This window comes from Candidatus Clostridium stratigraminis (assembly GCF_045310675.1).
Lineage (GTDB): Bacteria > Bacillota > Clostridia > Clostridiales > Clostridiaceae > Clostridium_AT > Clostridium_AT stratigraminis.
Genome location: NZ_JBJHZZ010000018.1, coordinates 23,598 through 45,319, shown reverse-complemented (window position 1 = coordinate 45,319; position 21,722 = coordinate 23,598). Strand labels below are relative to the sequence as shown.

Genomic DNA, 21,722 nt, shown 5'->3' with positions numbered 1-21,722 from the left:
GACAGTTAATGAAAATATTATTTGTTGCATCAGAAGCACATCCTTTAATTAAAACAGGGGGCCTTGGTGACGTAGCTTACGCACTTCCAAAAGCCCTTCGAAAATTAGGTTTAGATGTAAGAGTAATAATTCCTAAATTCTCCGAAATTAAACAGGAATATAAAAGTAAAATGCTTACTCTAGCAACCTTTAACGTTCCTGTTGGCTGGAGAAATCAATATGGCGGACTTCAATACTTAGAGTATGATGGTATTCCTTTTTACTTTTTAGATAATGAATATTATTTTAAAAGAGCTGCTTCCTATGGCTTCTTTGATGATGGAGAACGCTTCGCTTATTTCTCACGGGGAGTATTGGAAGCAGTTAATCACATGATTGATTTTAATCCTGATATTATTCATCTTAACGACTGGCATTCGGGAATGATACCTCCTCTTATGAAAGAACACTATAAGGAAAATCCTAGATTTGATAATATAAAAACTATCTTTACTATACATAATTTGCAGTACCAAGGAGTATTCTCAAAGGATATTTTAGGAGATTTATTAAACCTTAGTGAGGATTATTATACAGAAGAAAAGCTTAAATATTATGATGGCGTATCCTTTATGAAAGGTGGTCTTAATTTCTGTGATAAAATAACTACAGTAAGTAAATCCTATGCTGAAGAAATAAAGACTTCCTTTTATGGTGAAGGGCTGCATGGACTTCTAGAGGTACGGGGCGGAGACCTTTTAGGTATTGTAAATGGTATAGATACTGAGCTAAATGATCCTGAAAAGGATAAAGAGCTTTTTTATAATTATAACCAAGAAAGTATAGAAGGAAAATTAAAAAATAAATTAGAGCTTCAAAAAAGTTTAAACCTGCCTGTTAATGAAAATACACCTATGATTGCCATGGTAACAAGGCTTGCAGGTCAAAAGGGTATTGACCTTGTAGCCCATGTTATTGAAGAACTTCTAGAGCTTGATTTGCAATTAGTAGTGCTGGGCAACGGAGAACAAAAATATGAGGAAATGTTTAAGTATTATGCAGATGTATATCCAAATAAATTATCTTCAAATATTACCTTTAACAATACACTAGCCAAAAGAATTTACGCAGCTTCTGATATGTTTCTTATGCCTTCGCTATTTGAGCCCTGCGGCATTGGTCAGCTAATTGCTCTAAGGTATGGAAGTCTTCCAATTGTTCGGGAAACGGGAGGCTTAAAAGACACAGTGAAACCTTTCAATGAATATACTAATGAAGGGAACGGTTTCTCCTTTGCAAATTATAATGCACACGAAATGCTCTTTACAATTAAAAAAGCTTTAGCCTTTTACAACAATAAAGAGGTATGGTATAATTTAGTGAAAAATGGAATGCAGGAAGATAATAGCTGGAGCAAATCAGCTATAGAGTATAGAAACTTATATACCTCACTATTGTAAAAGTTAATGCACAAATTTTTAGACAGCAATTGTTTTGCTGTCTAATATTTTAAGAAAAACTTATAAAATATGAAGAACATAATTATTATAAAAGTAGATTAGACATAATTCTCATATCGTAATATTGCTAGAGGAGGAAATTAATGAAGCTTAATAAAGAAAAATTCAAATCTGATTATAAGAGAAAATTAATGAACACTTTTGCGGAAAATATCGAAGATTCATCAAAGCTTCACAAGTATTTTGCCCTAGGGGGCCTAATACGAGACTATGTTACAGAAAATTGGGTAGGTACAAATAGCTATTATTTAAAATCTGGAGAAAAACAGGTTTATTATTTTTCTATGGAATTTCTAATTGGGAGGCTTTTAGGCAGCAATCTTTTAAACCTTGGAATTAGAGAAATTTGCATAGATGGCCTTAAAGAACTTGGTATAGATTTAAATGACCTGGAAGAAATAGAACATGATGCAGGGCTTGGTAATGGAGGCCTGGGAAGACTGGCCGCCTGCTTCTTAGATTCTATGGCTTCTATTGGTGTACCAGGCCATGGTTGTGGTATTAGATATAAACACGGTCTTTTTGAACAAAAGATTGTTGATGGCTATCAGGTGGAGATTCCTGATTATTGGCTGAGAGAAGGCAACGTATGGGAAATTAGAAAAGAAAATAGAGCTGTGGAGGTTCATTTTGGCGGAAGTATAAGAACTGAATATATTAATGGAAGATTATCCTTTATTCATGAGAATTACGAACCAGTTCGTGCTGTTCCCTACGACACTCCTGTGGTAGGCTTTCATAATAATATAGTAAACACATTAAGGCTTTGGAGTGCGGAGCCTTGCGAAAGGGAATTTGATTTTTCCACCTTTAGCCGAGGTGAATATGTAAAAGCAGAAGAATACAGGGCTTCCGTTGAATCAATTTCACAGATTTTATATCCAGATGATAGTAAATTTGAAGGACGCCTACTTAGGTTAAAGCAGCAATACTTCTTTGTTAGTGCTGGTCTTCAAAGTATAATTAGAAATTATAAAAAATCAGGTTCTTCAATAAATGAGCTGCATAAGCATGTGGCAATTCATATTAATGATACCCATCCTTCTGTTGCTGTTGCAGAACTTATTAGACTTTTAGTTGATGTCGAACTTCTACCTTGGGAGGAAGCCTTTTATATAACTAAAAATACAATGGCCTATACAAATCATACAATTATGTCAGAGGCACTTGAGAAATGGCCTAATGATATGTTTAAGAATCTTCTTCCAAGAATTTATATGATAATTGAAGAAATAAATAGAAGATTTTGTGATGATTTAAGTAAGAAGTATCCAAATCAGTGGGGAAAAATAAACAGCATGTCAATACTCCAAGATGGACTTGTAAAAATGGCTCATTTGGCTATAGTAGGCAGCCATTCTGTAAATGGTGTTGCCAATCTGCACACTGAAATATTAAAGCATCAAGAGCTTGCTAGCTTTTATGATTTTTATCCTGAAAAATTCAACAATAAAACTAATGGAATAACTCACAGACGCTGGCTTATGAAAGCCAATCCAAATTTAAGCTCCTTAATTACAAATACTATTGGAGCTGCATGGATTAAGTCCCCTAAGGAATTAGTTAAATTAGAAAAATACAAAAATGATAAAGCCCTTCAAAACAAAATTGCATCTGTGAAAATGGCTAATAAAATAGAGTTTACAAATGAAGTGAAAAATAAATATGGTATTGAAATTAATCCAAACTCAATATTTGATGTACAGGTTAAAAGGCTACATGCCTATAAAAGACAACTGCTGAACCTTCTTCACATTATGTATTTATATAATAGTCTTAAGGAAAATCCGAATTTAGATTTTCTTTCTAGAACCTTTTTCTTTGGAGCAAAGGCTTCACCAAGCTATAGACTTGCAAAACAAATAATTAAGCTTATTAACAGCGTGGCAAATTTAGTTAATAATGATCCAAGTATTAATAATAAGCTTAAAGTAATATTTTTAGAAAACTACAGCGTTTCACTAGCTGAAAAGATAATTCCCTGTGCAGATATAAGTGAACAGATTTCTACTGCCTCAAAAGAAGCCTCTGGAACTGGAAATATGAAATTTATGATGAATGGTGCTATAACAGCAGCAACTTTAGATGGTGCAAATGTTGAAATGAAGGATGAAGTTGGAGAGGACAACATTGTCATATTCGGCTTAAGGGCCAATGAAGTTATAAGCTATAACAAATATGGAGGCTACTCATCCTGGGATATATATAACAATGACCCTAGGATAAATAAAATATTAAATCAGCTAATAAACGGCTCCTTAGGAACCTCTCCTTCAGAATTCAAAGATGTATATGATTCACTGCTAATGTTTAATGATGAGTATTTTGTATTAAAGGACTTTGACGCCTATGTAAAAGCTCAGGAAAATATAGATAGGCTTTATAGAGATAAAGCAAAGTGGAATGAAATGTGTATAATGAATATTGCTCATTCAGGTACTTTTTCAAGTGATAATACAATTAGAGAATATTCAAGAGAGATTTGGGGTACTAGAGAACATGAGGGAATTCCTGCTCATTAAATTAAAGTTTTTTACTTGGACACTTGCTGAAAACGCGGAAAGGGGCTCATGTTAAGCTCCCCTTCCGCATTTTTATTACCTAAACAAGAAACCAATATAATATTTTATTCTTCAAATTTAAAATTCTTAAACTTATCCTTTAAAAGATCTCCTAATGTTAATCCTTCTGATTTATCTCCTAAGAAATCTTTTATTTCTTCTCTTTCAGCGCTATTTTTTGCTTCTCTTATGCTTAAACCTAATCTTTGATTTTTTGAATCTAATTCAAGAATCTTAACCTTAACCTTGTCTCCTACATTTAAAACAGCTGAAGCCTTTGATACTCTTTCTTCTGCTATTTCAGAGTTTCTTACAAGACCATCTATTCCTTCTCCAATTTCTACAAAAGCTCCAAAGTCAGTAAGTCTAACCACAGTTCCCTGTACTATTTCATTTACCTTAAACATAGATGAGACCTTATTCCATGGGTCCTCTGTAACTTCTTTAAGTCCTAGAGAAATTCTATCCTTTGATTTATCGAAGTCAATAACGTAAACTTCAACCTTATCTCCTACTGAAACCACTTCAGCTGGATCTAAAACTCTTTTCCAAGATAGATCTGAAATATGTATAAGTCCATCTATACCTCCTAGGTCCACAAAAGCACCAAATTTAGCAAGTCTAGTTACTATTCCTGTTCTTTTTTCTCCCTTTTTAAGTGAAGCCCATACTTCTTGCTTTTTAATTTCAACCTCTGCTTTTAGAGCTTCTTTTCTAGAAAGTACAACTTTCTTCTTATCCATATCAAGTTCAACTACTCTAACTGTTAAGATCTTTCCTACAAAATCCTTTAAATCATCAACATACTTTAAAGATAGCTGTGATGCTGGTATGAAGGCTCTTACGCCTTTTATATTTGCTGTAACTCCACCTTTAACAGCTTCATTTACCTTAACTTCAATTGTTTTTCCCTCATTAAGAGATTCCTCAAATTCATCCCAAACCTTGTGTTCTTCTGCTTTTATTTTAGATAATGCTACGTTACCTTCTCCGTCATTTACTTGGAGTATGTAAACATATATTTCGTCACCAGGCTTTACTATATCCTTTGGGTTAACTGTCCCGTCATATGATAGCTCTTCCCTGCTTATAACCCCATCAGCCATGTAGCCAATATTAACAAAAACTGCATCATCAGAAGCAGAAATAACTGTTCCTTTAACTACATCACCACTATTAATTCTCTTTAAAGAATCACCTAGTGCATCCATAAAATCTTGCATTGAAACTTCTTCATTATTATCCATAGCAAACTTGCCTCCTCATATAGCTTCAAAATAATCCCAATATTTTAATATTATCATAAATTATATTTTTTATAAAGAAAAATAAGTATTTTTATAACAGAGTCAACTTAGTTAGTTCACTATAGTTCTACTTCTATATTTTCTCTTTCTGATTTTGAGGTTTCAAAATAAGCTTCCTCTTTGAAATTGAATATAGAAGCTATAATGTTTGATGGGAAGCTCTGTACATAGTTATTATAATTCATAACCGTATCGCTGTAGAACTGTCTTGAAAAACTTATTTTGTTCTCTGTTTCAATAAGCTGATTTTGCAAAGATTTATAGCTTTCACTAGCTTTTAAATTTGGATATCTTTCAACCACTACAGCTAGTCTGTTTAGCACTTGTGTAAGTTCTCCATTGGCCTTTATAGCTTCTTCTGGTGAGATTGCCTTCATAAATTTACTTCTCGCTTCTACTACCTTTTGAAGCGTTTCTGCTTCATATTGTGTATAGCCTTTTACAGTGTTAACTAAGTTTGGAATCAAGTCAAACCTTCTTTTTAGCTGTATATCCATTTGAGACCAGCAGTCTTTTACCTTATTTCTTCTGCTAATAAGTCCGTTATAGCTTGATATAATATATAATATCAATAATACCAAAATACCTAAGACAACATAAATCATAATCCCCCTCCTTGCAAATAACATTGATCATTAAAAACCTCCGAAGCCTCCGCCGCCACTGTCTCCGCCGCCAAAGCCACCTCCTGTAAAGCCACCTCCATCACCAGATCCTGAGGAGATAGAAGAATTAGCTATAGCCATGGCTGAGTCAGTTAAATCTGTAAAGGTGGTTGTGATATCCTGAATTTGATTGAATATATTTCCTCCATCATTAGTAAAGTGAGAGTAATATAAAAATGTTAGCATATTTAAATCATATCCATATTTATACATTTCACCTTCAGTGATAACTATAGTAAGCTGCTCTAGTACCCTTTGTGCCACACCTAAAGAAATTGCATAAACTAAAAAGTGTTCCCATAAAACTAAGGAAGGCGGCTCTGCATCCTTTAAGTTGCTGAAATCCTGCAGAAAATTTTTAAAGGCCTTCCATCTTGCAAATTGATTGGAGCCATATATACTTCTATGTCTAAAACTTAGTACCCCACTATATTCAAAAAAATTATATGCTTCTGAATCCTCCTTAACTAATGAACACCATATGTTATATTTGTTTCTAAATTCAATAGCAGCTCCAGTCTTACTTGTTACTTCTTTGATGCTGCTAAAGGCTATGCTGTTTCCATCTCCTAGATCATTTAAAAGCCAATCCATAAGAAATTCTTCATGCGCTAGTAATGAATTATCAGTGCTTTTTAGTCTATAAACAACATAGTCCGTTTCTTCTTTTTTCCCAAATAATTTTTTCTTTTGTATTTTTAAGACATCAAGTTTTAAATACTTTTTTCTTATTAGATTCATAAGTGTGGCTGTTATATCTCTATTACTTACACTGTTATAGTAAAGAACACTCATTACCGCAGGTGAATAATCTCCAGGCAGCTCTCTATAATACTTACCATCAAAATCCTGAGCAGGGTCACTTCCATATTTATTCTTTAAGTAAACCCATAAAGAAATACCTCCACCTATTAAAATAAATACAAGAATACCTCCAAGTCTATTATTAGCCTCCTCCTTATATGGCAGTTTTAGAGGAAAGTTGTTATAGCTTCCATTTTGCTCTTGATTTCTTGCCTCTTCCCGTGCTTTATTGGCTTCATCAGCTAGTAATGCCTCTTCGCTTAATATTTTATTTAAGGCTTCTTCTGCATATACTCTTTTAGCACCAGGAATTAATTGGGGTGGAAACAGTAATCTAGCCTCTATATATCTTCCTTCAGGAAGGTTATTTATAGTTAAATTTAAAATTCTATTATCTAAAATTGAGGAATTCCCAGTTAAAGGGCCATGAGCAAAAACTTTTATGTCTTCTTTTTTAGCATCCGCTGGCAATTCTATACTTATAGAGGTTTCACTGATAGGTGTCTTGTTTTCATTACCTATGAACTTCCAATATAACTCACCAGTATCACTATATTTTTTTACTGCATTTTTAATATTGTAGGATATTTTAAAATTTCTATCCATATTTGAAGAGGGCACATAGATCCAAAGCATAATAGCCTCACTTGATTTAGGTTCCAAGGTATATACATCGCTGCTGCCTTTAACAGCTGAGCTTGTCATTTTATAATTTTTCTCACCTTCTTTAACAATTAAATTATCTAAAGAGGTTCCTTCTGGAAAAAGTATTTCCTTTGTTACTCCATTAAAGCTTCCATTAAAGGTAAAGTCCACATTTTCTTCAACCTTCATATCTCCATTACTTAACACTTCGGCATTTACAATATATCTATTAATCAATAAGGATGAATTATCAGCTTTTACTTTAAAATTAGGACTTATTATGGTCGTACATATAAATAGAATACTGAATAAAAAAAATTCTAATTTATTCTTCATTATTACCTCCACATGAATTAGATAACAACGTAACTTCCATTAACCAAATTTTAACTTTATGGCAATATTATACTATGTTTATTAATTGTATTCCATGATTAAAAAATAACTTTTTCCAAGGCTAGTTAAAGCTCGCCAAATTTTTCTAATGAAATTCTAATAATTCATTAATTCTTAACTAATATATCTTGCCTATAATAAAACTATAGAAAAAATAAAAGTTTTGGGAGGTTATTATAATGTCAGTAAGTTTAGAAAAAATTGATGAATTAAGGAAAAGAGCAAATGTAAGTTATGAAGCAGCAAAGGATGCATTAGAAAAATGTAATGACGATTTAGTTGAGGCACTTATTTACTTAGAGAAGCAAAATATGGTGAATGAGCAGCAAAGTACAGAGAGAAAAAACTCCTTTTGGGAAACTGTTAAAAAAATCATTAGAAAAGGAAACAGAACAAAGCTAATAATTAAGAAACATGAAAATATTGTCTTGAGTATGCCAGTTACACCAGCAGTTATTATAACTATTATTGCACCTTACTTTACACTTATTGTTTTATTGATAGTTTTATTAACAGGTCATAGAATAAAATTCCAAGGACCTAAGGGAGACTGTACTCAAGTAAATGAGGTACTGAATAAGGTGGCCGACACTGTAGATTCTACTAAAAGAAAACTAACTGAAGATGATAGCTGCAGCTCAAGTAATAATTAATTTTGAATAAATAGGCACGAAGCAGTTCGTGCCTATTTATTTATAGTAAATATTTTTTTATAATACAGTTGTAATATAAATTAGCAATATGTAAACTTAATTTATGCAGCGATAATTAGTAGATTTGTTCTTCTTTTTCTTGCTGCATAATTAAGGTTATGTTTATAAATTAAGGTGGTGGTAGAGCTTGGCTAATCAAAAAATACTTATAATTGAAGATGAAATAAAAATAGCCAGATTTATTGAGCTGGAGCTCCAATATGAAGGCTATGAAGTTTCCCAATGCCATGATGGAAGAGAAGGACTTAACAGGGCCCTTGAAGGAAATTTTGATTTAATAATTCTTGATATCATGCTTCCTTCACTTAATGGAATGGAGGTATTGAGAAGGCTTAGGCAAAATTCAGAAGTACCGGTCATAATGCTTACTGCTAAAGATGATATTATTGATAAAGTAATGGGGCTGGATACAGGAGCAAATGATTATATGACAAAACCTTTTGCTATAGAAGAGCTTCTGGCCAGAATTAGAACAGCGCTAAGAAAGAAAAAAACTGAACCCATTAATTCGAAAACCATGGAACTTGAAAAATTATGCATTAATCTAGAAAACTATACTGTAACTTATGATAATAATATTATAGATTTAACTAAAAAAGAATTTGACCTATTAAAATATCTTATAGAAAACAAAGATATAGTGCTGACTAGAGATAAAATACTTGAGGCTGTTTGGGACTTTGATTACTATGGCGATACTAATGTCGTAGATGTTTATATAAGATATTTAAGAAGTAAGATTGATGATAAATATAATAAAAAGTTTATTCACACCATTCGAGGGGTGGGATATATGATTAAAAATGATAAAGAAAAATAAAAACTTAAAAGAGCGAAATTTATTCTTTTCAGAAATTTTAAAGATATTAAAATTTACTTTGGCGGCAGTACCTAAACTTTTTAACTATGTTATAAATAAACTGAGATTCTCAATTAGCTTTAAAATTACTACTTTTTATGCTTTCATCTTTTCCTTCTTTTTGCTGTTATCAAATATAGCAGTAGTTTCAGGATTTATATACTTTATTCAAAAACATGCCGACAATATAAGAACGGACCAGGGCTTATTATATATTGAATTTACTAAGAATACTATAGAGGTTAATAATTACATTGGTATCATAGTTTTGGTGATTTTATCAACTGATTTGTTGTTTCTTATGATTATATTGGGGATTGGATCAAAAATGAGTAAAAAATTACTGCTCCCAGTTAAAAAAATGACTGATGCAGTTAAAAATATATCACTTCAAAATATGAATACTAGATTAAACATAAGTGGTTCAAAGGATGAGCTTAAGGATTTGGCAATAACCTTTAACCAAATGCTAGATAGATTGCAGGACTCTTATGAAATACAAAACAGATTTGTTTCTGATGCTTCCCATGAACTTAGAACACCAATAGCTGTAATCCAAGGCTATGCCAATCTTCTAGATAGGTGGGGCAAGGAAGATAAGGCGGTTCTTGATGAGTCAGTTACTGCCATAAAGTCTGAAGCTGAAAATATGAAAAATTTAATTGAACAACTCCTATTTCTTGCCCGTAGTGATAAAAACACCCAAAAGATAGAAATGTCAGAATTTCAAGTAAAAGAAGTAATAGATGAGGTCATTAAAGAAACAAAAATGATTGATAGTACCCATAATATAATTAATGAAAAAAATGAGCAATTAAAAATAGTAGCAGACAAAAATCTGCTTAAACAAGCACTTCGGATTTTTATAGATAACAGCATAAAATATACTCCAGAAGGAGGAAATATTAAGTTAAATTCTTATTTTAAAGGCGGGAGTCTAGTTATAGAAATTGATGACACAGGTATTGGTATTTCAAAGGAGGACCTGCCTCACATTTTTGATAGATTTTACAGAGCTGATAAATCAAGAACCAAGAAATCTGGTGGCACCGGTTTAGGATTATCAATAGCTAAATGGATTATCTTAAAGCACAAGGGCAGTGTAGAGGTACAAAGCAGACCTCATTACGGAACAAAAATGAGTTTAAGGATACCTATATAGCAAAACAAAACAGGCTTATACCCATATGGGCTATTAAGCCTGTTTTAATGGAAAGGGGGAACCTTGTTAGCATTAGAAAAGAATATCTCTAAATTATTAAAATTGACACTTTCTTAAGGGGAAATTTTCCCTTGCTACATTTCACGACTAAAAAAGGCCATTTTACGATATAACTATTGTTTCTCCTAATTGTGCATAGTATAGTCGAATTATAGAAACTTTTACTTTAATTTAATTAAATTGTAGAATGGAGCTGTGCATTATGAACGAAAAAGGCTTCCGCGGTATCATGATTAGATTATTATTGTTTTTCATATTATCATTAATAGTAATTGAGCATATTTATGAGTCAAAGATCTGGATAATCTTTTTTATTGTTTTGTTAATAACATTCATATTTTCCACATTAATAGCTTTTAAAAATCTAAATCGATAGTTTTATTAATTATTAGCTTGTTTTATCTCCTAACAACCAGGCTACTAAACATAATAATAAAGCCACTATCATAACTTTTATAAGGTAAACATTGAATGTTCCAAAAATTGCAAGTTGAAACAAGAAAATTATAAGAGAATAAGCTGATGCAAATTTTAAAATTCTAACCTGACCCATTATAACACCTCATTTACATAAAAAATGGTTAACGATAATATAAATATAGTTTATCATCTCTTTAAACTTACTTTCAATTAAATGTCGTGAAATGTCAATATTTAGTCGTGAAATAACTTATTCAACATTTCACGACGTATTTTATGCATTTCACGACATATTATAAAAAAAATCTGTAATTTTGTGGTATATTTAAATTATTACATAAGATATTGCGTGCCTTACTAAATAAAAATAAAGGAGGAACTCTAATTATGAAAAAATTAAATTTCAAAAAACAGCTTTCTCTTATTATCTGTGCAATAGCTATGTTTATTGCATCAACATCCACGTCTATGTGCTGGGTGCTTTTATTTGGTGAACCTAAAATGCCTGAATCCTTATATAAGAAATAATTAGGCATAAAGAAAGAACGACAATTTTTACATTGTCGTTCTTTCTTGTTGAAAAATATTAATTTCTTGTTTAAATATACCATCTTTAATTTTAGTATTCAGCAAAACATTGCTGTATTTTTCATTTATTATTTCTTTAACTATTTTTAAACCCATTCCTCTTCCTTCACCTTTTGTAGTAAAGTTCTTTTCATAAATCTTATGAACTGGTGGAGTATTGCTTGTACAAGTATTAATAACGGTTATTATAGTATTATCATCATTTCGTACTATAGATAGGTTTACCTTTTTAATTTCACAGCAGAGGGTTGCTTCTATTGCATTATCCAAAATTATTCCCATGATTCTGCAAATATCAATAATACCAATTGAAAGTGAATCAATAACATCAACAACTTCTATGCTTGTTTTTATTCCATTAGACTGAGCATCTATAATTTTTGAAGAAATTAGTCCCTTTAGTGGAATAATCCTTATATTTTGAAGTAAACTTAGATTTTTGTTTTCACCAATAACTATATTGCTCCCAGGCATTAATTCCTTATTATAAAATTCCTTAAGCCCTTTTACATCCTCTTCCTCTATAAAATCTCCTAAGGTTTTAAGTATATTTAAGTAATCATGTCTAAACTTTCTAGTATCATTTGAAACAATCTCAAGCATATTTGTATAATCTTTTAGCTGCTCATATTCCTGAGTTTTAAATTGATTTTCCAGCTTGTTTTTAATATTTCTATTGCTTATTGTAATTAATACAACTGCGATAGTAAAAAATGCAATAATAGTGAGTATATACAAAAACAAAACTAATTTATTAACATTTGGGGCTAATTGCTTGTATATCATTAAGTTTGCATAAATGGAACATATCCCTATAACAATATATAAAATAAGCAATAAGTTCTCTTTTGCATATTCCCTTAATATATTATTATACATTTGAAATTTGATACTCATTAATTTAACTAACTTACTTATAAGGTAGGCCATTATAACAATAACTGCAGCGGTAATAAAATAAGCCTTTTCACTTTTTTCAAATGCAGCATAGTTTAAGTTTAAAATATAAATGGTTAATACTCCTGCTACAGCGTCACTTATAATAAAAATTAAGCAAGAAATAATAGCTGTAATAATTGAATAATACAACTTTCTTATTACCAAATAAATATATACAAAAGCAGCAACAGCAATCATTGGGAATAATAATTTATCCTGATTTAAATAGTGAAATATTCCTATAAGAAAGTAATTAGTTATAGTAAATAGAAATATACTTTTTTTGCTGGGCCTTGTAAAAATTATATTAAAAATAATTACACTTAATATAGTCGCCATTAAAAGCGGATATAGAACAATAAAAACTACATGGAACATAGGTTTAACAGTCCTCTCAAATAACGTGAAGCAATATAGCATTCTTCTCCATTAATCATATGTATAATTAGTCTATCTTTATCTATACTTTTTATTTTCTTTGTATTTACCAGATAAGACCTATGGGGCTTATAATAATAATCTGATACTATTTTTTCTATATCTTTTAAAGTTCCGTAGAATTCTAACTGTTCCTCACAGGTATGAATTCTTATTCTATGATCCTTATTAGTTGTTTCAAAAAATAAAATATCATCCATGTTAAAGTAAATGATTCTGTTTCCTATGTTAATAGGAAGCATATTTGCATCAGTTATTTTATAATTTTTATAATCATTGTAAGCAGCATCAATACACTCTGCTATTCTCTCCTTCATATCTTTTGAATCATATTTAACTATATAATCCATAGCTTGTACTTTATATTGAAAAGTTAATAAAGTTAATTCTGAATGAGAAGTGATAAATACAATATAGCCTTTAGGATCAAATCTTCTAATTTTTCTTGCAAGCTCAATACCATTTATTGATTCACCAAGTTCAACATCTAAAAAGTAAATATAAGTAACTCCTCTAGAGGCTTCCACATGTTCAATTACCACTTCAGGTGTATTAGTTGACAAGCTAATAAATAAATCCAAATTAGAATCCTGTATTTTCTTATTTATGATAGCTTCAATGGCTTTTCTTTGTATATCATTATCTTCACAAATTATAATACTAAGCATTTAATTTAACCTCATATTTTAACAAATTCTAACACATAATTTGTTTATATTATAGCATTAATTTGAAATTAATCCAATATTCTATTAATTCTTGACTTTAATTACAACATATGACATTATAAAATCAACTAAGTTTAATATTTTTAGGATGGTATTTATATGGATATTTCTGATATTATAAGTAAAAACTTAATGAATTTCATAAAAGGCTCTCTTAATAAGTCTAATACAGAATTAGAACAAATAAAGTATGGTATTGATTCTATTCTGGCAAATATCACAAAATTAATTATTCTCTTTTTAGCCGCATACCTTATTGGAATAGCAAGATATACCTTTATTGCATTGATTAGCTTTGGCTTTATTAGAGGCTTTGCATCTGGTATTCATGCTACCTCAAGTTTAAAATGTATTATTTCAAACTTCTTAATATTTTTTGGTAACGTATATTTAAGTCTTAAATTAAATCTGAACAATTTATATATAACATTATTGTTTTTAATAAGTCTTTGTCTTGTATTGTTATTTGCACCTGCAGACACAGCAGCAAAACCACTCACCAGCAAAAAAGTTCGTTTAAAGCTAAAAATATTTTCAAGTCTAGCAGTAATAATTTTATACTTCATAACTATGTTCATAAATAATAGTGTTTATGTGAATTTAATTACATTTTCAGTATTTATAGAAACTCTTCTCATAACACCAGCTGCATATATATTATTTAAAAGTCCTTATAAAAATTATAAAAAATTTGAATAACCCTATCTACTTAAGTCCGATCCAAGTGGTAAAGTTAAATATGGAATGACACACTATGGGTATCCACAAAGAATCATACTCCTTAAATAAATATCCAAGTACAAGACTAACTATTGAAACCGTGAAGGAAGATTTAATTATATCTGCTCCAGAATAAATCCACTCAGGTATGTGAATTAATACAAATAATAAAGTTGTGATAATATTGGCTTGTATAAAATTTAATTTTTTACAAAGCTTTTGAAGCAGGAAGCCCCTAAAGGGTACTTCTTCAAAAATACCCACTAAAAACACTGATACCCACATTATACCTATACTCAAATTAATAGGCCTTCTGTCTGTAAGCTCATTTTTTACAATAAGCAATAATATGTATACAAGGCCTATCAAAATAGCTCTTAGTATGTTTTTTAAAGGCTCATTATTAAGTTTTAGCGCCGTTAGTGGATTGACCTTTTCCTTGAATTTCAAATATGTAATAATCGGTATTATAAATAGCAATAAATATATTAATATGCCTGTAATCTCCAACCTAATACTATTGATCATATTAATTACCCTTTCGAAGTTATATTTCTTTTAGTTATAAATATATACTACAATATTTACATAAAAAAGACATCTCAGCTATAGATTATAAAGCTTTGATGTCTTTATTATAAAATTTAATTTACATATTTGGAACATTAATACCAAAAAATATTTCTGTCATTTCTCTATCCAGCTTCTTAACAATCTCTTCTCTTTCTTCCCCACTTAAGTCCTCTTCCTTTATTTCAAAAAGATAATTAGGCAGATCCATATCCTTTACCCTCATCTTCGTATGAAATATGTTGGATTGATAGATATTCATATCTATAAGGTTATATCTATCAATGGTATCCTTAGCTATAAAATTTTGTATAGAAGTAATATCATGATCTATAAAATGCTTATAGCCATGAATGTCTCTAGTAAAGCCCCTAACTCTATAATCAATAGTTATAACATCAGAATCAAAGCTGTCTATAAGATAATTCAAGGCCTTTAACGGAGAAATAGTTCCACAGGTGGAAACGTCAATATCCACTCTAAAGGTACTAATATCATTTTGAGGATGGCTTTCCGGGTAAGAATGTACCGTTACGTGACTCTTATCTAAGTGGGCTACCACACTTTCGCGAGCAGGGGTTAATATACCTCTGTTGCAGGATGGATCCAGCACATATAATGGCACCTCTTCTTCAGAAATTAATAGGGTTACACTGGCACCCTGTGGATCATAGTCCTGTTTTGCAATATTTAGTACGCTGGCACCAATAATTTCAGTTACATCGGTTAATATCTTTGTTAGTCTTTCCGAATTATACTGATCATCTATATATTCGATGTATTTTTTTCTATCCTCTTCTGTCTTTGTATAGCAAATATCATAGATATTAAAGCTTAAAGTTTTTGTTAAGTTATTGAACCCATAAAGTTTTAATTTATCTTCTTTTTCAGTTAACTTGCTCAATTTCATCCCTCGATTCTAATGCAAAGCGACCTTTCCTTCCTTTAATACTGCAGTTACCTTTGAACCTTCTTGAATTTTCTTATGAAGATAACCTTCTGCAATTTCATCTTCTATATATTTTTGAATAGTTCTTCTTAATGGCCTTGCACCATACTTTTCCTCATATCCCTTGTCTAATATGAAATCTTTAACTTCTTCAGTAACATCTAGGTTTATATGCTTTTCTCTTACCTCTTCCTTTACTTCATTAAGCATTAAGTCTATAATTTTATGAAGCTCTTCCTTTGTAAGAGCTTTAAACACAATAGTATCATCTACTCTATTTAAAAATTCGGGTCTAAAAAATTCCTTTAAGGCCTCTCTAACCTTATTTTCCAGTGCATTATAATTATCCTGTGCAAATCCAATACCTGAATTTTTAAAGTTAGTTCCAGCATTTGAGGTCATTATTATAACTGTGTTTTCAAAATAGACGGTTCTGCCTTGACTATCAGTAAGTCTACCATCCTCTAGAATTTGCAGCAGCATATTAAATACATCAGGATGTGCTTTTTCTATTTCATCCATAAGTATTACCGAATAAGGTTTTCTTCTAACCTTTTCTGTAAGCTGGCCTCCTTCATCATAACCTACATATCCTGGAGGAGCTCCTATTAGCTTTGACACAGTATGCTTCTCCATATATTCAGACATGTCTATTCTAATCAGTGCTTCTTCATTCCCAAATAGCTCTACAGCTAATGCCCTTGCAAGTTCAGTTTTACCCACTCCAGTAGGGCCAACAAATATAAAGGATGATGGCTTTTTCTTCTTTCTAAAGCCAAGTCTATTTCTCCTAATAGCTCTAGCTAAGCTGATTATTGCTTCATTTTGACCTATAACTCTATTATGAAGTCTGTTTTCAAGTTGTATTAATTTCTCAGTTTCTTCTTCTGTTAGACTCTTAACAGGTATTTTTGTCCATGCTTCAATTACATAGGCTATGTCTTCTATAGTTAAATAAACATCACTGCATTCTTTCTCAAGCTTTGCTACCTTCTCCTGAAGTCTGCATTCCTCAACCTTATATTGTGCTGCCTTCTCATAATCATTATTAGCTGACGCAGTATTTATTTTATCTACAACCGCCTGTAATTCTTCTTTAATAGCTTTAAGTTCAACTAGCCCCTTGTTTTTTAAATTTGCCCTTGAGCTGGCCTCATCTATGACATCTATAGCTTTATCAGGTAAATATCTATCAGTAATATACCTTTCAGAAAGATTTGCAGCTGCTATAATTACCTCATCAGATATATGCACCCTGTGATATTCTTCATAATAATGTCTTATGCCTTTTAAAATTTCTATGGTGTCTTCCACAGTAGGTTCTTCTACAATTACAGGTTGGAATCTTCTTTCTAGAGCACTATCTTTTTCTATATGCTTCCTGTATTCTTCTAAAGTAGTGGCCCCTATAACTTGTATCTCTCCGCGAGCCAATGCAGGCTTTAAAATATTTGCAGCATTCATGGCACCGCCCTGGGCTTCTCCTGCACCTATAATATTATGAATCTCATCAATAACTAAAATGATATTGCCATTTTCTTTAGCCTCGTCTATAATGGACTTCATTCTTCCTTCAAACTGCCCTCTAAATTGGGTACCTGCAACAACAGCAGTTAAATCAAGAAGATATACCTCTGCATCAAAAAGCTTAGCAGGAACTTCCTTTTCAGCTATTCTCACAGCAAGTCCTTCAGCTATGGCAGTTTTACCAACGCCTGGCTCACCTATTAATATTGGGTTATTCTTAGTTCTTCTATTTAAAATTTGAATTACTCTATCTATTTCCCTATTTCTTCCGATAACCTTATCCACTTTGTTTTCTAGTGCCTTGTCAATAAGATTAGTCCCATAGGTGTCAAGATACTTTCTCTTAGGTTTTTTCTTTGCCTCTTTTTCCTTTTCCTTAGCTTTATCCATAGCCCTTAAATCTGATTTTTTCTCCTCTTCCTTATCAATATTCATAGGTTCTGGAAAAGAGCCATTCATTAAATTCATAAACATATCATTATTACTTAGGTCATCCATGTTAACGTCCTTAAGCATATCATTCATCTGCTCTGATAGATTTTCCACTTCTTCCGGGCTCATTCCAGTTTGTGCCATTAGCTGATCTATAACTGGAAGTCCCATTTTTTTAGCACAAGGTAAACAAACCCCAATAGTTTCAGTTTTTCCTTCACTTATTTTTGAAGTAAATATAGTGGCTATATTTTTATTACATATTGAACATAATTTCATAATTTACATCTCCATTAATAATACAAAAATGTTTTTCAAAAAATAATAAGCTATCTTATATTATAAATGTTTTTAATAATTTATCCACTATAAAATATATAATAGTGTTAAATTTACAAATATTTATTATTTACAATCTATTTATATTGTAAAATAACCCTGCATACGTAAGTACAGGGTTATAAATCTATTATATTCTTTTTAGGCTCAGTTTACTCCATCCTCTTTAAATATTTCTAATAGGTATTTCATATCCCGATTAATTGCACATAAGAAGTATTTGAATCTCCTATATTTTTAAGCAGTTATCTTATTTCCCTGGAAATATTGTTAATTTAATACTTATTACTAATTAATGAACATCGTGAAATTTTTTTGGTAGTATTAAAGATAAAACTAAGCAAACGACACATATAATTATGGTTATAGCAAAAATGCAATGAACACCAGAATTAATGGCGGTCTTTATTTGCATGGATGTTATTCCCTTATTTAAATTTACAGGAGAATACAGATTGTTTGTATCCACGTTAATAAATCCAAGCTGATAAAAATAACTTACTATTTTATTATTTAGCACGCTGCCAAAGATACTTACAGCGATGGTCTGTCCCAAAGTTCTAACTAGGGTATTAACTGCTACTGCAGCTCCTCTCATATTATAACCCACTGAAGACTGGACAATTAAGGTAACCGCGTTGAAAAGCCCACCAAAGCCAAAACCCATTATAAACATAAAAATTAAAAGGATATATATTGATGAGCTTACATTTAAGGTAGACAGCAGTATGCTGCTTAATATCAAAGTTCCAATGGCTGCCAAAATCACCTTTTTCTCTCCAAACCTTGGTATTGCCTTTGATAAAATAAAAGCAGTTAAAAACCATGATACCGACATCGGAGACATGGTAAGCCCTGAAATTGTTGCCCTATATCCTAATACACTTTGAATATACATAGGCATATAGCCTTGAATTCCTATTAGAACACCAGCTATTAGAAAAGCCGCTAAATTCACTATTGTTGTATTTATATTAAAGATATTTAAAGGTATTATTGGTTCATAAGCCTTCTTTTCTATAAAATAGAAGATTACCAATGCTGCAATGGAAACTGCAAAACATATATATGTTAAAAAGGTTGAAGAGTTTTCTAATACACCAAAAAGAAAACTCATTATTGTAATTGTCATCATAAGTGTTCCAAGTATATCAATTTTATGCTTAAGAACTTTAAAATCTTCTTTAAGATTTTTCTGTATAAGAATTATAGATAATATTCCAAAAGGGACGTTTATAAAAAATATCCAATGCCAAGATAAAAAGTCTATTAAAAATCCTCCTATAAAGGGCCCAATTAAACTTGATACTCCCCAAACCGTGCCTATCCACCCTTGAATTCTAGCTCTTTCGCTTAGTGTAAAAACGTCACCAACAATGGTGTAGGTAAGTGTAAGTATAGCCCCAGCCCCTAAGCCTTGAAGTGCTCTAAAAGCTATAAGCTCGTACATATTTTGCGATAAGCCGCAAAGTGAACTTCCAATTATAAATATTGTTATTCCAACACATATTGTGTGCTTTCTTCCATACAAATCTGCAAGCTTACCATAAATAGGTGTTGAAATAGCAGATGTTAAGAGGTAGGCTGAAAAAATCCAGCTAATATATTCAAAGCCCTTCAGGGACTTTGCTATTGTAGGCATTGCCGTTGTAACAACAGTACCCTCAAAGGCTGCTAAAAACATAGCCACCATTATAGCTATTACTATATTTCTTCTTCGCTTGTCCATATTTCCTCCTGTAAAAAATAAGGAAGCTATAATAGCTTCCCATATTGCTGTGAAAATTACTTTCTAGGTCTTGAAACTTCGATCTTAACCCTTCTACCACCAAGTCTTTTACCTGTACATTGTTTAATTATAGTATCTACTACTCTTTCCGAAACATCTGCAAAGGTAAACTTTTCAAGTATATCAATGTTGCCTATTTCATCTCTATCTACATTAGCAGTATCCTTAAAGAATTCTAGTAGTGTCTTAGGATTAATTTTATCAATTCTTCCAACTGTAAGGAACAGCCTTATATTACTTGTTTCAGTACTTATTGCATTTTCAGTATAATCATAGCTGACTTCTTTATTGTAAAGTATATTCATAAGCGCTGCAGCAACATCTACTAAATTATATTCATCATCAAGTTCAGCAGCCAAGGATGCAAATCTCTTATATTCTTCACCTTCAAGAGTTTCCTGTACTCTACTGGATATATTCTTAAACTTTGCATGAAATATATCATCAACAGTAGGAATTTCTTTTCTTTTTATTTTACTCTTAGTAACTTTTTCAATTTGTTTTAATGTCATATATTCTCTAGGAGTAACTATAGAATAAGCAATACCTTCCTTGTTAGCTCTTCCTGTTCTTCCTATTCTGTGTACATAGGATTCTATATCCTGAGGAAGATCATAGTTTATTACATGAGACACATTTTCTACATCTATTCCTCTAGCTGCTACATCTGTTGCAACTAAGAACTCAATATTGCCTTCCTTAAACTTTCTTAAGGTATTAAGTCTATTATTTTGGTTCATATCCCCATGCATACCTTCGACGCTGTATCCTCTTGCCTGCATAGCTTCTACTAGCTCATCTACACCTTTTTTAGTTTTGCAGAAGATAATTGCTGCAGAAGGCTCATCAACATCAAGTATTCTGCAGAAGGATTCAAATCTGTCCTTTTGCTTCACTTCATAATAATACTGACTTACTGTAGAAACAGTCATTGTATTTTTAACAATGGAGATGTGCTTTCTATCATCCTTCATGTATCTCTTGGAAAGCTTCCTAATCTCATCAGGCATAGTAGCAGAAAACAGCATTGTTTGTCTATTGCTATTTGTGTTTTTGATTATTTCCTCGATATCATCTATAAAGCCCATATTAAGCATTTCATCTGCTTCATCTAAAACTAAAAACTTAATTTCTGATAGATCAATTAGATTTCTTCTAAGTAAATCCAGGACTCTGCCTGGAGTACCTACTACAATATCCACTCCGCTTCTAAGTGCCCTGATCTGTCTTTCAATTGGCTGGCCGCCATATACTGGCAGAAGTTTAACTCTAGTGTACTTCGCTATTCTTGCTAATTCATCATTAACTTGAATTGCTAATTCTCTAGTAGGAGTAAGTACTATGGTATTAATTTTTCCACTTCTCTCAAACTTGCTTAATATGGGAGCTCCAAAAGCAAGAGTCTTTCCTGTTCCTGTTTGAGCCTGACCTATTGCGTCAAAGCCTTCAAGTAGAACTGGTATTATTTCTGCCTGTATCATAGAAGGCTCTTCAAAGCCCATATCATCTATACTTTTAAGTACCTTTTCACTTAAGCCTAAATCACTAAATTTTATATCTTCCATTAATTTTCCTTCTTTCAAACGCCAAGCGTTCCATCCTATTATGTTGT

Annotated in this window: 18 protein-coding genes; 7 read left to right on the top strand and 11 right to left on the bottom strand. The window is 31.5% G+C overall.

The window, feature by feature from the left end; genetic code table 11:
* Positions 1 to 8 precede the first annotated feature (8 nt).
* Complete coding sequence (gene glgA / locus ACJDUG_RS16150) at positions 9 to 1,439, top strand: glycogen synthase GlgA (protein ID WP_406770903.1); 1,431 nt, start codon at positions 9 to 11, stop codon at positions 1,437 to 1,439.
* A 143-nt stretch (positions 1,440 to 1,582) separates the two neighbouring features.
* On the top strand, positions 1,583 to 4,021 hold the full coding sequence (locus ACJDUG_RS16145; protein ID WP_406770902.1) for a glycogen/starch/alpha-glucan phosphorylase: 2,439 nt from the start codon (positions 1,583 to 1,585) through the stop codon (positions 4,019 to 4,021).
* Between the two features lie 104 nt (positions 4,022 to 4,125).
* Here ACJDUG_RS16145 and rpsA read toward each other — a convergent pair whose 3' ends face one another.
* From rpsA to ACJDUG_RS16130, 3 genes are all read right to left on the bottom strand, one after another.
* Positions 4,126 to 5,307: a 30S ribosomal protein S1 gene (rpsA, locus tag ACJDUG_RS16140; RefSeq protein WP_406770901.1), complete on the bottom strand. Its 1,182-nt coding sequence runs from the start codon at positions 5,305 to 5,307 to the stop codon at positions 4,126 to 4,128.
* A gap of 119 nt (positions 5,308 to 5,426) precedes the next feature.
* The gene (locus ACJDUG_RS16135; protein WP_406770900.1) at positions 5,427 to 5,972 is read right to left on the bottom strand and encodes a LemA family protein; all 546 of its coding nucleotides are present in this window, start codon (positions 5,970 to 5,972) and stop codon (positions 5,427 to 5,429) included.
* Between the two features lie 30 nt (positions 5,973 to 6,002).
* A complete protein-coding gene (locus tag ACJDUG_RS16130; RefSeq protein ID WP_406770899.1) occupies positions 6,003 to 7,817 on the bottom strand; it encodes a DUF2207 family protein in 1,815 nt (604 codons plus the stop codon).
* Positions 7,818 to 8,056: 239 nt separating this feature from the next.
* Here ACJDUG_RS16130 and ACJDUG_RS16125 point away from each other — a divergent pair, with 239 nt between their 5' ends.
* The 3 genes from ACJDUG_RS16125 to ACJDUG_RS16115 all read left to right on the top strand — a co-directional run bounded on the left by ACJDUG_RS16125 (position 8,057) and on the right by ACJDUG_RS16115 (position 10,611).
* The gene (locus ACJDUG_RS16125; RefSeq protein WP_406770898.1) at positions 8,057 to 8,530 is read left to right on the top strand and encodes a DUF4342 domain-containing protein; all 474 of its coding nucleotides are present in this window, start codon (positions 8,057 to 8,059) and stop codon (positions 8,528 to 8,530) included.
* A gap of 187 nt (positions 8,531 to 8,717) precedes the next feature.
* Positions 8,718 to 9,410: a response regulator transcription factor gene (locus ACJDUG_RS16120; RefSeq protein ID WP_406770897.1), complete on the top strand. Its 693-nt coding sequence runs from the start codon at positions 8,718 to 8,720 to the stop codon at positions 9,408 to 9,410.
* Positions 9,394 to 10,611 carry a sensor histidine kinase gene (locus ACJDUG_RS16115; protein ID WP_406770896.1) on the top strand — a complete coding sequence of 406 codons (1,218 nt, stop codon included), beginning with the start codon at positions 9,394 to 9,396 and terminating at the stop codon, positions 10,609 to 10,611. Before ACJDUG_RS16120 ends, ACJDUG_RS16115 begins: the two co-directional genes overlap by 17 nt.
* A gap of 448 nt (positions 10,612 to 11,059) precedes the next feature.
* Here the strand turns inward: ACJDUG_RS16115 and ACJDUG_RS16110 are convergent, their stop codons facing one another.
* Positions 11,060 to 11,224, bottom strand: a complete 165-nt coding sequence (locus ACJDUG_RS16110) for a hypothetical protein (protein WP_406770895.1) — start codon at positions 11,222 to 11,224, stop codon at positions 11,060 to 11,062.
* A gap of 254 nt (positions 11,225 to 11,478) precedes the next feature.
* Here ACJDUG_RS16110 and ACJDUG_RS16105 point away from each other — a divergent pair, with 254 nt between their 5' ends.
* Entirely contained in the window at positions 11,479 to 11,619 is a 141-nt protein-coding gene (locus tag ACJDUG_RS16105) for an AgrD family cyclic lactone autoinducer peptide (protein ID WP_406766556.1), read from the top strand.
* A 27-nt stretch (positions 11,620 to 11,646) separates the two neighbouring features.
* Here ACJDUG_RS16105 and ACJDUG_RS16100 read toward each other — a convergent pair whose 3' ends face one another.
* Positions 11,647 to 12,996, bottom strand: a complete 1,350-nt coding sequence (locus tag ACJDUG_RS16100) for a sensor histidine kinase (RefSeq protein WP_406770894.1) — start codon at positions 12,994 to 12,996, stop codon at positions 11,647 to 11,649.
* A complete protein-coding gene (locus tag ACJDUG_RS16095; protein ID WP_406770893.1) occupies positions 12,984 to 13,724 on the bottom strand; it encodes a LytR/AlgR family response regulator transcription factor in 741 nt (246 codons plus the stop codon). The genes ACJDUG_RS16100 and ACJDUG_RS16095 overlap by 13 nt, the downstream gene beginning before the upstream one ends.
* A gap of 159 nt (positions 13,725 to 13,883) precedes the next feature.
* Between ACJDUG_RS16095 and ACJDUG_RS16090 the strand changes: the two genes are divergently transcribed.
* Complete coding sequence (locus tag ACJDUG_RS16090) at positions 13,884 to 14,483, top strand: accessory gene regulator B family protein (protein WP_406770892.1); 600 nt, start codon at positions 13,884 to 13,886, stop codon at positions 14,481 to 14,483.
* A gap of 6 nt (positions 14,484 to 14,489) precedes the next feature.
* Here ACJDUG_RS16090 and ACJDUG_RS16085 read toward each other — a convergent pair whose 3' ends face one another.
* The 5 genes from ACJDUG_RS16085 to ACJDUG_RS16065 form a co-directional block, all read right to left on the bottom strand.
* A complete protein-coding gene (locus ACJDUG_RS16085) occupies positions 14,490 to 14,849 on the bottom strand; it encodes a CPBP family intramembrane glutamic endopeptidase (RefSeq protein WP_406770891.1) in 360 nt (119 codons plus the stop codon).
* A 304-nt stretch (positions 14,850 to 15,153) separates the two neighbouring features.
* The gene (speD, locus tag ACJDUG_RS16080; RefSeq protein WP_406770890.1) at positions 15,154 to 15,978 is read right to left on the bottom strand and encodes an adenosylmethionine decarboxylase; all 825 of its coding nucleotides are present in this window, start codon (positions 15,976 to 15,978) and stop codon (positions 15,154 to 15,156) included.
* Positions 15,979 to 15,993: 15 nt separating this feature from the next.
* Positions 15,994 to 18,261, bottom strand: coding sequence for an ATP-dependent Clp protease ATP-binding subunit (locus ACJDUG_RS16075; RefSeq protein WP_406770889.1), 2,268 nt, complete (start codon positions 18,259 to 18,261; stop codon positions 15,994 to 15,996).
* 352 nt (positions 18,262 to 18,613) lie between these two features.
* A complete protein-coding gene (locus tag ACJDUG_RS16070) occupies positions 18,614 to 20,050 on the bottom strand; it encodes an MDR family MFS transporter (protein ID WP_406770888.1) in 1,437 nt (478 codons plus the stop codon).
* A 56-nt stretch (positions 20,051 to 20,106) separates the two neighbouring features.
* Positions 20,107 to 21,675 carry a DEAD/DEAH box helicase gene (locus tag ACJDUG_RS16065; protein ID WP_406770887.1) on the bottom strand — a complete coding sequence of 523 codons (1,569 nt, stop codon included), beginning with the start codon at positions 21,673 to 21,675 and terminating at the stop codon, positions 20,107 to 20,109.
* Between the last annotated feature and the right edge of the window lie 47 nt (positions 21,676 to 21,722).

Coding starts and splice junctions, on each gene's coding strand:
- glgA (WP_406770903.1), top strand. CDS start 9: ATGAAAATATTATTTGTTGCATCAGAAGCACATCCTTTAATTAAAACA.
- ACJDUG_RS16145 (WP_406770902.1), top strand. CDS start 1,583: ATGAAGCTTAATAAAGAAAAATTCAAATCTGATTATAAGAGAAAATTA.
- rpsA (WP_406770901.1), bottom strand. CDS start 5,307: ATGGATAATAATGAAGAAGTTTCAATGCAAGATTTTATGGATGCACTA.
- ACJDUG_RS16135 (WP_406770900.1), bottom strand. CDS start 5,972: ATGATTTATGTTGTCTTAGGTATTTTGGTATTATTGATATTATATATT.
- ACJDUG_RS16130 (WP_406770899.1), bottom strand. CDS start 7,817: ATGAAGAATAAATTAGAATTTTTTTTATTCAGTATTCTATTTATATGT.
- ACJDUG_RS16125 (WP_406770898.1), top strand. CDS start 8,057: ATGTCAGTAAGTTTAGAAAAAATTGATGAATTAAGGAAAAGAGCAAAT.
- ACJDUG_RS16115 (WP_406770896.1), top strand. CDS start 9,394: ATGATAAAGAAAAATAAAAACTTAAAAGAGCGAAATTTATTCTTTTCA.
- ACJDUG_RS16110 (WP_406770895.1), bottom strand. CDS start 11,224: ATGGGTCAGGTTAGAATTTTAAAATTTGCATCAGCTTATTCTCTTATA.
- ACJDUG_RS16105 (WP_406766556.1), top strand. CDS start 11,479: ATGAAAAAATTAAATTTCAAAAAACAGCTTTCTCTTATTATCTGTGCA.
- ACJDUG_RS16100 (WP_406770894.1), bottom strand. CDS start 12,996: ATGTTCCATGTAGTTTTTATTGTTCTATATCCGCTTTTAATGGCGACT.
- ACJDUG_RS16095 (WP_406770893.1), bottom strand. CDS start 13,724: ATGCTTAGTATTATAATTTGTGAAGATAATGATATACAAAGAAAAGCC.
- ACJDUG_RS16090 (WP_406770892.1), top strand. CDS start 13,884: ATGGATATTTCTGATATTATAAGTAAAAACTTAATGAATTTCATAAAA.
- ACJDUG_RS16075 (WP_406770889.1), bottom strand. CDS start 18,261: ATGAAATTATGTTCAATATGTAATAAAAATATAGCCACTATATTTACT.
- ACJDUG_RS16070 (WP_406770888.1), bottom strand. CDS start 20,050: ATGGACAAGCGAAGAAGAAATATAGTAATAGCTATAATGGTGGCTATG.
- ACJDUG_RS16065 (WP_406770887.1), bottom strand. CDS start 21,675: ATGGAAGATATAAAATTTAGTGATTTAGGCTTAAGTGAAAAGGTACTT.